Source organism: Herbaspirillum sp. GCM10030257 (assembly GCF_042666555.1).
Taxonomy (GTDB): domain Bacteria; phylum Pseudomonadota; class Gammaproteobacteria; order Burkholderiales; family Burkholderiaceae_D; genus Noviherbaspirillum.
In genome coordinates this window covers 1-2,488 of record NZ_JBHTDH010000090.1, presented here as the reverse complement: position 1 = coordinate 2,488, position 2,488 = coordinate 1, and the positions used below count along the sequence as shown (strand labels likewise).

At 51.8% G+C, this 2,488-nt stretch carries 2 protein-coding genes; both read left to right on the top strand.

The annotated features are described in order from the left end of the window. Positions 1 to 203: 203 nt before the first annotated feature. Positions 204 to 1,748: an IS1182 family transposase gene (locus ACFQUU_RS29160; RefSeq protein WP_382252120.1), complete on the top strand. Its 1,545-nt coding sequence runs from the start codon at positions 204 to 206 to the stop codon at positions 1,746 to 1,748. Positions 1,749 to 1,906: 158 nt separating this feature from the next. Continuing rightward, positions 1,907 to 2,314 (top strand): DUF6896 domain-containing protein, encoded by a 408-nt coding sequence (locus ACFQUU_RS29155; RefSeq protein ID WP_382252118.1) that lies wholly within the window; start codon positions 1,907 to 1,909, stop codon positions 2,312 to 2,314. Positions 2,315 to 2,488: the final 174 nt, after the last annotated feature.

Here is a 2,488-nt window from a genome sequence, read left to right as displayed (position 1 = left end):
GTACCGCTACCAGGATGGCCTTCAGACACTCGCCTGTAGGCCCATATGACAAGGAAAATCGACCACGGGACGCTGTATAACGTGCCATTCGACACCGACGCACCGCGCCGGTCAACCTAGAACGTTGAGGCTGTGCAAAAAGGTGTAAACGAATTGGCATCTGGGCTGTCTGAGTAAGTGACATCTGCGATGAAGGAGCTCCGATGGCACGATTCAAACCAGTAGACATGAACCCTCGCTTTCTTCCCGTAGTCCTCGAACAGCAGATCCAACTCGGTACATTCGAACATGCACTGCATGTGCTGATCGATACCGAGTTTGACCTTTTGTCACTGGCTGCCAGATATATTAACGACGACACCGGAGCGCCGGCGTACGACCCCGCCGTCATGCTTAAGATCGTATTGCTCGCATACTCGCGCGGCATCATTAGCAGCCGCGCCATTGAACGGGCCTGCCGCGAGAATGTCCTGTTCATGGCTATCTCTGGCGATACGCAGCCGGCTTATACCACCATCGCATCGTTCATCCGTCATCTTGGTGACCAGATTTCTGGCATCTTCACCGAAGTCATTCTTATCTGTGACCGCCAAGGGTTAATCGGCCGCGACATGTTTGCCATTGATGGCGTTAAATTGCCAAGCAATGCCAGCAAGGCGCGTAGCGGTACACACGCCGAACTGGCTCACCAGGCTGATGCGATTGAGCGCCGAGTCCGGCAAATGCTCAAGACGCATCGCAGTCTGGACCAGCAGAGCGAGAAGGACCAAATACACGCGCAGCGGAAAGCAGAACAGGATCGCATTCATGCATTACAAATAGAAGCACAGTCGATCCGTGAGTTTCTACGCACTCACCCTAAACGTATCGGCGATGCCTCCGGCAAGGGCCCTGAGCGCAAAAGCAACGTTACCGACAATGACAGTGCGAAGATGGCCACCGGTAAAGGTGTGATACAAGGCTATATCGGAGCAGCTACCGTCGATGCAGAATGTCAGATCATCGTGGCGGCGCAAGCGCACGGCTCGGGATCAGAGCAAAGCTTGTTGTTGCCGATGATTGAAAATGCCCGGCCATTTGCGAGAAAACGCACAGTAATGACTGCTGACGCTGGATATCACAGTGAAGCCAATCCGGGGCAATTGCATGACAAGCGTATTGCGGCATTGATTGCTGATTCACAGATGCGTAGGCGGGATGAGCGGTTCAAAGAACAAGCAAAGCACAAAAGCAAGCCAGATCCGCTGTATAACAAGAAGCCGGCTCTTAAATCGGCGGGCAGTGGAAAATTTAAGCCGCTCGACTTCCACTATGACCCTGTCAGCAATACGTGCATTTGCCCGGCTGGCAAGAAGCTGTATAGCAATGGGGTCAACAACACCGCCAACGGCAGAACCTATCGTAAATTCACCGGCGCCAAGAGCGTTTGCATGCCGTGCAGTTTGCGTCAACAATGCCTGCGCAAACCGGATACCACCGAAACCAGACAGGTTGCCTTCTTCAGAAAGAATCAGGTTTCATCATTGAAGCATACCGAGTCGATGAAGCAGAAAATCGACACACCGGAAGGCCGAGCTTTATACGGAAGGCGGATTGCCACCGTCGAACCAGTGTTTGGCAACCTGCGCTACAACAAGCGGCTGGACCGCTTCACCTTGCGCGGTCAATGCAAAGTAGATACGCAGTGGAAGCTGTACTGCATGGTGCACAATATTGAAAAGCTGGCGCATCATGGATATGCGGGGTAAGAGAAGGACAACAAGGCGCTGTTCTTGCCATTTTTAGCCATATGGCAGACACTTTGATTATCTAAACCGATTCAGGAAACTGGAATCATGACTGAACGTGCAGTAGGCGCCATGTCGCTTGAAAGTTTGCTTTTTGCACAGCCTCGTTATATGCATACATGATGAGCGAGCAACTACGACAGCTAATAGATCTTTTCTTACGTAAGGTGTCAGAAGCTGAGGACACCATGAAGGAAAGAATGAAAGTGGAAGAGCCACGGTTTTGGATACAAAATGGTGTCCCACGGGTAGGGACACTTGGTCCATTCAAGTATGCATTCCACGGCATTGGCTGCAGATTCCATTTTGATGGCATTTGCGTCGATTACGATTATGGAGACCAAGGAAGAATCGACGGTTTTGACCTGTGGCGATTAACGATTTTTGGCGAACAATTCGATGAGTTCACGCCCTATGTCGAGTCTGGTGAACTCGAAAAGGAGTTTGATGCCTGTGTGCAGACAGGTGTATTCAAACGGTCAAGCGGAAGAAATGACAATCTATACTACCTTCCATCGCCCATATAACGCGTCGGTGAACACCGACACGCTGGCGCGTGCTGGGTACCTTGAACGTTAGAGCGCAGAGCATGATCAAAGAGATCACCGTCGAACCCTTGGTCGATCATCCCTCGGCCGTTGAAACCATAGCCGGCTGGTTTGAGGCCGAATGGCCTGCGTACTATGGCCCGGGCGGTCCTG

Excerpts from the sequence above, each read along its gene's own strand:
- ACFQUU_RS29155 (WP_382252118.1), top strand. The coding sequence starts at position 1,907 with ATGATGAGCGAGCAACTACGACAGCTAATAGATCTTTTCTTACGTAAG.
- ACFQUU_RS29160 (WP_382252120.1), top strand. The coding sequence starts at position 204 with ATGGCACGATTCAAACCAGTAGACATGAACCCTCGCTTTCTTCCCGTA.